Below are 7,249 nucleotides of genomic sequence, written 5' to 3' on the forward strand. Positions count from 1 at the left end.
ACGGTAGCGATAGCGAAGAGCCCCTCAGCAGCGTGGATGGCACGCTCTGCCACTGCGCTAGTCACCACGGATCGAAGCTCGCTGCTGCGGCGTCCTTCAAAATTCAAGAGCGTGTCTCTCTTGTAGCAAGGCAAGTCTTCCCCGAAGACGGAGTCATGTTGAGGTCAGCCATGGCAGACCTCTTGACCAAGCCACCCCGCATCTAGCGTCACGCCATCTTTGAATCTGCCTTGTTCGGCACCTGAATGGTGCCGGGCAGGCTTTGCGTGGCCCGTGGTGATTAGGTGCGTTCATGCGTTTCAATGTGGTTTTTCTAGCGGCATCGCTTGCCGCAGTGCCGGCTGCCGGGTTCGGGCAGGAGACCAGCAGGCCCGGGGGACCAGCGATAATTGGTTCCCCCCAGCAGGCGATCAGCATGGCGCTGGCACGCTCGCCAGCTCTGCGAAGCGCCGACGCATCTCGGCAGGCCGCGCGGGCGGACGCATTGCAGGCGCCGCTGCGGCCAAACCCTGAGGCATCCATCGAAGTGGAGAATTTCGGGGGCATCGGCGGCCGCGGCGAGTTCCGTGGGGCGCGTGCCGTTGAAACTACGCTTGGGCTGTCGCAACGGGTCGAAATAGGCGGGCAGCGAGCGGCTCGCATTGCGATGGCTGCCCGAAGCGGAGACCTTGCGACCCTGGACTATGAGGCGGCCAGGCTAGATCTCGTTCGCGACGTGACGACGGCGCTTGTGGACGCCGAGGCGGCCATTCGAACCATTGCCGTGGAGCAGGATCGAGCCCGGCTTGCGGCGGAAACGCTGCGCGCGGCACGCGGCCGCGTTGAGGCCGGTCGTGAGCCCATACTCCAGGTTCAACGCGCTGAGGTCGTCCGTGCCAATGCAGAAATCGCCACCGAGCGGGCGCGGCGCGAGGCTGAGATGGCGCTCGCCAATTTGGCCGCGATGGTTGGGGAGCCAAGGGTTGAACTGGCGCGACGCCAGTCTTGGTTTGAGGAAGTCGGAGCAACTCCCAGGCCGCCCGTTCCGGCCGATCCGCTAGCTCGCTTGGTGGGCAATCCGGATCTAGCTCGCCTTGATGCCACGGTGTCCCAGCAGAATGCCAACTTAACTCTGCAGCGAGCCACCGCGATCCCGGATGTCACCCTGCAAGGCCAGGTCCGCCGCTTCCAAGATGGAGGTGAAACCGCCTTTGTGGCGGGGGCATCAATCCCACTGCCGTTCAGAGACCGCAACCAAGGCGGCATCGCGAGGGCGCAGGCGGAGCTGCTGCGGGCTGAGGCGGAGGCCGACCGCGGCCGGAGAAGCCTGGCTGCTGCGCTCGTGGCGGCCGAGCAGCGCATGGCACTGGCGTGGCGCACGATCCAGAGCCTGCGTCGGGAAGCCCTCCCAGCAGCGGAACAGGCTGCCAGGTCTGCGACGAGCGGCTTTGCGGAAGGCAAGTTCGGCTTTCTCGAGGTGCTCGATGCTCAACGGGCTCGGTCGGACGCACGAGCCCAGCTTATCGATGCCTATCGCGATTTTCATTCGCGTCGCGCGGTTGTCGATCGAATGCGTGGCCAGGAACCGACCGTACTGACGAACGGGGGCACTCGATGATGCCGCGAGTCATATGGATGGGCGGTGCGGTCCTGACCGGGCTGGCCCTGGCCATCATTTTCCCCAGCATCCCACAGACCGCCCGCAGCCTTGCTGGCTTGCCGATCCTCGCGCCAGCCGGCGCCTCCTCGCCAGCCGCACCGGCCCCACCGGCAGGCTCTGGCGGCCATGCTCACGGGGCGGGCGAAGCAGACCATGGTGAGGAAGGCAAAATCACCATGACGGCTGAACAGGTTACTGCAGCCGATATCCAGGTCGCGGCTGTTTCCTCCGGCGTCCTCGTCAGCCGGATTGCAGTGCCAGGCGTGCTCACCACGAGTCAGGATCGGCTGGCGCGGGTCACAGCCCGGGTAAGCGGCACCATTGCGGAGGTGCGTAAAGGGCTTGGCGAGGAGGTGGCGCCGGGTGACGTGCTTGTTGTGATTGAAAGCCGCGAGATTGCCGAGGCCAAGGCAGAATTCCTTGCTTCTTCGCGCTCCACTGCCCTGGCAGAAACCACGCTCGCACGTGAGGAGCGCCTCTCACGGCAACGCATCTCAGCTGAACAGGATCTTCTGCAGGCCCGCGCGGCCGCCGAAGAGGCCCGCATCAAGCTCGACCTCAGCCGGCAGCGGCTCTTTGCCCTCGGCCTGTCGGAGGCTGAGGTTGCGGCATTGCCGCGCCAGCCGGTGACGACGCTGCGCCGCCTTGAGATTCGGGCCCCGATTGCGGGCAGAGTGACGGCCCGGGCGGCGATCCTCGGTGCCGCTGTGGCAGCGGACGCCGAACTCTTCACCGTCGCAGATCTTTCCAAGCTGTGGGTCGAGCTGGCGGTTCCGCCGCGGGACTTGCCGATGGCACGCCAGGGCCAGGTCGTTACTTTTTCAGGACCGGACGATACCCGCGGCGAGGGGCGGATCATCTTTCTCAGCCCATTGCTGGATACTGAAACCCGTTCCGCCCGCGCGGTCGCCGAGATCGCCAATGCGGAGGGGCTGTTGCGGCCGGGCGCCTTCGTCACTGCTCATCTCGCGACGGCTGAACAGCCGGTGGACGTGCTTGTGCCCCGTGATGCCGTACAGGAGGTCGAAGGCGAAAAGGTCGTCTTCGTGCGCACGCCTGAAGGTTTCGAGAAGCGCGAGGTAGCGCTGGGCCGTGAGGATGCGAACGGCTTCGAGGTCATCTTTGGCCTGGACCCCGATACCGAGATTGCCGTTGGCAACGCCTTCGTGCTGCGAGCTGAACTCGGCAAGTCCGAAGCCGGTCACGGTCACTAAGGGGAACATCAGACATGATCGGCCCCATTCTCGATTTTTCTGTCCGCCAGCGCTGGACAATCGTGCTGTTCGCCATTGTCGCCGCCTTGGTGGGTGCCTGGTCGCTTGCGCGGCTGCCAATCGATGCAGTGCCGGACATCACCAACAACCAGGCGCAGATCAACACGCTCGCGCCCTCGCTATCGCCTTATGAGATCGAGAAGCAGGTCACCCTGCCGATTGAGACGGCATTGGCCGGGATCCCTGGACTGGAGAGCACCCGCTCGATCTCCCGCAACGGCTTCAGTCAGGTTACCGCGGTATTCACCGAGAGCACCGACATCTACTTCGCGCGGCAGCAGGTCACCGAACGGCTCATCGATGCGCGGGAGGCGATGCCCGAAGGCATTGAGCCTCGGCTTGGACCAGTGTCGACTGGGCTCGGCGAGGTCCTGATGTGGACCGTCCGCTTCGCGGACCGGAGGCCCGGCGATACGGTTCAACAGGGCGCTGCAGGCTGGCAGCCGGACGGAAGCTACCGCACGCCCGAAGGTGAACAATTAACTAACGACCTTGCGCGGGCGACCTATCTGCGAACCGTGCAGGACTGGATCATCCGCCCCCAGCTGCGCAACGTCCCGAACATTGCCGGGATCGACGCCATCGGCGGGTATGTGAAGCAGTACGTCGTGCAGCCCGATCCGGCGCGCCTCATGGGACTGGGCTTCACCTTCCGGGACATTGCAGACGCGCTCGAGCGCAACAATGCGAGCATGGGCGCAGGGTACGTCGAGCGCGGTGGCGAGGGCTTGGTGGTTCGCTCACCCGGCAGGCTCGCTTCGGCGGCCGAAATGGAACAGGTCGTGGTAGCGACGCGCGAGGGCGTGCCCATCCTGCTACGCGACGTGGCGCGTGTGCAGATTGGACAGGCGCCTCGCACCGGCAGTGCCAGCGGCAACGGCCAGGAAGTGGTAGTCGGCACCGCGCTCATGCTGATCGGCGGCAATAGTCGTACCGTGGCCGCCGCTGTCCAGGACAGGCTTAACCAGGTGGCGCGCGCGCTGCCGCCCGGGATCGAAGCCAAGGCAGTGCTGGACCGGGGCGTGCTGGTCGACTCCACCATCATGACCGTAGCCAAGAACCTGAGCGAAGGCGCCCTGCTCGTGGTCGCGGTGCTGTTCCTGATGCTGGGCAACATCCGCGCCGCCTTGATCACCGCGGCGGTGATCCCGCTAACGATGCTGCTGACGGCCTTCGGAATGGTGCGCGGCGGCATCAGCGCCAACCTGATGAGCCTCGGCGCGCTGGACTTCGGCTTGATTGTGGACGGCGCCGTCATCATCACCGAAAACAGCCTGCGCCAATTGGCCGAACGTCAGCACGAGAAGGGCCGGATCCTGACGCTGGAGGAACGGCTTCAGACCGTCGCCGACAGCGCACGGGAAATGATCCGGCCGTCGTTGTACGGCCAGGCAATCATCATTCTCGTCTATGCGCCGCTCCTGACCTTCACGGGCGTCGAGGGCAAGATGTTCGTGCCGATGGCCGAGACGGTCATCATCGCGCTGGCCTTCGCCTTCGTGCTGTCCCTGACGCTGGTCCCGGCACTGATCGCAATCGCCGTGACCGGGCGCGTGAAGGAGCAGGAGGTCTGGCTCGTTCGCGTTCTCAAGCGGGGGTACGCACCCGCGCTCAACCGTGCCCTGCGATCGCCAGTGCCAGTCATATCGATTGGGGCCTTGTTGTTCCTGGCGTCGCTGACTCTGTTTGGTCGCCTCGGCCAGGAATTCATCCCGACACTCGACGAGGGCAATCTCGCCATGCAGGCGCTGCGCATTCCCAGCACCTCGTTGGCGCAGTCGCAGGCCATGCAGTCGGCCATCGAGCGCCGCATCTCGGCCTTCCGGGAGGTCGCGTTCATCTACTCCAAGACCGGCACCGCGGAGGTGGCAAGCGACCCGATGCCGCCCAGCGCCTCCGACACCTTTATCATCCTGCGTCCTCGAGCTGAGTGGCCGGACCCCTCCTTGCCCAAGGATGAACTGGTCCGCCGCATCGAGGCGTCGGTTGCGCGGCTTCCTGGTAATGCGCTCGAATTCACGCAGCCGATCCAGATGCGGTTCAACGAACTGCTCGCGGGCGTTCGCGGCGATCTGGCGGTTAAGGTGTTTGGCGACGAGTACGGCCCGATGCTTCGGGCGGCTGGCCAGATTGCAGGAATACTGAACGGCATCCAGGGCGCCGCCGACGTGAAGGTGGAACAGGCGACCGGCCTGCCGTTCCTGGAGATCACGGTGGACCGGACCGAGATCTCGCGGCGCGGCCTTAGCGTCACCGCGGTCCAGGATGTGGTCTCAGCGGCTGTGGGTGGCCGTGAGGCCGGAGCGGTGTTCGAAGGTGACCGGCGCTTCGCCATCGTCGTTCGCCTGCCGGACGCCTTGCGCAGTAATCTTGATGCGTTGCGCAACCTTCCCGTACCGCTGCCCGCGCCGGAGGGACGTCAACTGGCTTCTGTCCCGCTACAGCAGGTGGCATCGTTTCGCGTGGTTGAAGGGCCCAACCAGATCAGCCGAGAAGATGGTCGTCGCCGCGTCGTGGTGCAGGCGAACGCCCGCGGGCGCGACATCGGGTCGATCGTGGCCGAAGCGCAAGCCAGGGTGGAGGCCGAGGTTCAGCTTCCGCCCGGTTACTTCGTCACCTGGGGCGGCCAGTTCGAAAATCTTGCCAAGGCTCGGGCGCGCCTGATGGTGGTGGTACCGGCCTGCTTCCTCATGATCCTGCTGCTCTTGTACGGCGCGCTGGGATCGGTGCGCGACGCGCTGATAGTCTTCAGCGGAGTGCCCCTCGCCCTCTCAGGCGGATTGCTCGCGCTATGGCTCCGCGACATGCCCTTTTCCGTGCCAGCCGCCGTTGGCTTCATCGCATTGTCGGGTGTGGCGGTACTGAACGGGCTGGTGATGGCGAGCTCGATCCGAGGGTTGCTGAGCTCAGGCAAGATGCCGCTGTACGAAGCCGTATTCCAGGGAGCCATGACCAGGCTACGGCCAGTGGCAATGACGGCACTGGTAGCATCGCTAGGCTTCGTTCCCATGGCGATTGCTACTGGCGCGGGAGCCGAAGTTCAGAAGCCTCTTGCCACCGTCGTCATTGGCGGCCTGATCAGCGCAACCCTTCTCACCCTGCTGGTGCTACCGGCGCTTTATCTTCGCTTCAACCGATCCCCGGCACCCACCAAGGATGCTCCGGCGGTCACTCGGGCGCAGCCAGCCCCAGCGGAATGAGAATAGGCGGCGTGGGAAGCGCCCATGCCGCCATCTGACAACACCACAACAAGGAGAATGTCGAATGAGGAAGTTCCTTCTGGCCGCTGTCGCCACACTGGCGCTGGGAAGCGCCGCAATGGCCCAAGGGCACGCCGACCGCGGACCCCACGGCGCACCAATGCAGGATATCGTTGGCATTCACGCCGAGCTTATGTTGGCTGAACGCACGGTGACTGTGCATCTCTATGACGAAAGCGGCAGCCCAGTGCCGGCGGCAGGCTACACCGGCTCCGCCCTGGTCGGCAGCGGCCAGGGGCGGCAGGTCGTGCAGCTTGCACCTACGACTGAGAACACGATGGCGGGCACTGCGCAGGCCGCGCTGCCGCGCGGCGCCGCCCTCACGCTGCAGATCCGCAACCCCGCGGGCCGCAGCGGCCAAGCGAGGTTTTAATCCGCTTCCGTGCGAGTCCTAGATGCAGCCGGCTTGCAGCAGCGGCACAGGAAAGGAAAGGGTCATGAGACGTCTTGTCGCGTTGGCAGTGTCCCTCTTTGCGTTGAATCAGCCTGGTGCAGTTGCCCAGCAAAATGAGGTTCCTGCGCAGCTTCTCGTTCCAGTGGTTCCTTTGCACGGTTCACCCGTCAGGGAGTCGCTTCCTCGCCTTCTTGCAGAGGATTGGCAGATCGCGGCTGCGTCCTTGCAGGGAAGGACCTTCGCCTATCATCTGGTGAAGCAGGGCGTGTTGATCGTCTGCCTAACCCAGTTGGAACGCGTTCCGCCCGGGTCGCAATGCATCCGCCTTAACGACGGCCCAATGCCTGTCATCAATGGAACGCCGCAGCCTTGAGGCCCCCTCTCCAGTCAGGAAGTGGATCTTCTTGAGCTACTTCCGGCCTATGGCGCCCGACCGGGCCGCCATAGGTAGGGTCCCGCTTCTGCGATTTGTTCAGCCACCCCTCGCAAAGGCACCTGCTGGTGGGTTTCTTGAAAAGGGGGCTTGAACCTCCAGCCGCTAGAGGTCCCATACCTAGGTCCGGCGGCATAGGATTGCGCAGATGAGCACGACAGCACGGCTGGTCTGGCGGGTTGAAGGCATGGACTGCGCCAGTTGCGTCGCCAAGGTGACGCGGGCTGTCGAGCGGCTGCCTGGGGTGGA

General features: G+C 64.8%; 6 protein-coding genes. All 6 read left to right on the plus strand.

What is annotated here, in order from left to right:
- Positions 1 to 292: 292 nt before the first annotated feature.
- On the plus strand, positions 293 to 1,597 hold the full coding sequence (locus tag J3S20_RS28655) for a TolC family protein (RefSeq protein ID WP_281419652.1): 1,305 nt from the start codon (positions 293 to 295) through the stop codon (positions 1,595 to 1,597).
- A gap of 17 nt (positions 1,598 to 1,614) precedes the next feature.
- Positions 1,615 to 2,853, plus strand: a complete 1,239-nt coding sequence (locus J3S20_RS28660; RefSeq protein WP_216840350.1) for an efflux RND transporter periplasmic adaptor subunit — start codon at positions 1,615 to 1,617, stop codon at positions 2,851 to 2,853.
- Between the two features lie 14 nt (positions 2,854 to 2,867).
- Positions 2,868 to 6,113 carry an efflux RND transporter permease subunit gene (locus J3S20_RS28665; RefSeq protein ID WP_216840351.1) on the plus strand — a complete coding sequence of 1,082 codons (3,246 nt, stop codon included), beginning with the start codon at positions 2,868 to 2,870 and terminating at the stop codon, positions 6,111 to 6,113.
- Positions 6,114 to 6,177: 64 nt separating this feature from the next.
- Positions 6,178 to 6,546: a hypothetical protein gene (locus tag J3S20_RS28670; RefSeq protein WP_216840352.1), complete on the plus strand. Its 369-nt coding sequence runs from the start codon at positions 6,178 to 6,180 to the stop codon at positions 6,544 to 6,546.
- A 64-nt stretch (positions 6,547 to 6,610) separates the two neighbouring features.
- Positions 6,611 to 6,940: a hypothetical protein gene (locus tag J3S20_RS28675; protein WP_216840353.1), complete on the plus strand. Its 330-nt coding sequence runs from the start codon at positions 6,611 to 6,613 to the stop codon at positions 6,938 to 6,940.
- Between the two features lie 208 nt (positions 6,941 to 7,148).
- Positions 7,149 to 7,249: cation transporter (locus J3S20_RS31335; RefSeq protein ID WP_216840359.1), on the plus strand; the 101-nt coding region annotated here is incomplete at its 3' end.

Source organism: Falsiroseomonas tokyonensis, from assembly GCF_019024325.1.
Taxonomy (GTDB): Bacteria; Pseudomonadota; Alphaproteobacteria; order Acetobacterales; family Acetobacteraceae; genus Falsiroseomonas; species Falsiroseomonas tokyonensis.

Excerpts from the sequence above, each read along its gene's own strand:
- J3S20_RS28655 (WP_281419652.1), top strand. The coding sequence starts at position 293 with ATGCGTTTCAATGTGGTTTTTCTAGCGGCATCGCTTGCCGCAGTGCCG.
- J3S20_RS28660 (WP_216840350.1), top strand. The coding sequence starts at position 1,615 with ATGGGCGGTGCGGTCCTGACCGGGCTGGCCCTGGCCATCATTTTCCCC.
- J3S20_RS28665 (WP_216840351.1), top strand. The coding sequence starts at position 2,868 with ATGATCGGCCCCATTCTCGATTTTTCTGTCCGCCAGCGCTGGACAATC.
- J3S20_RS28670 (WP_216840352.1), top strand. The coding sequence starts at position 6,178 with ATGAGGAAGTTCCTTCTGGCCGCTGTCGCCACACTGGCGCTGGGAAGC.
- J3S20_RS28675 (WP_216840353.1), top strand. The coding sequence starts at position 6,611 with ATGAGACGTCTTGTCGCGTTGGCAGTGTCCCTCTTTGCGTTGAATCAG.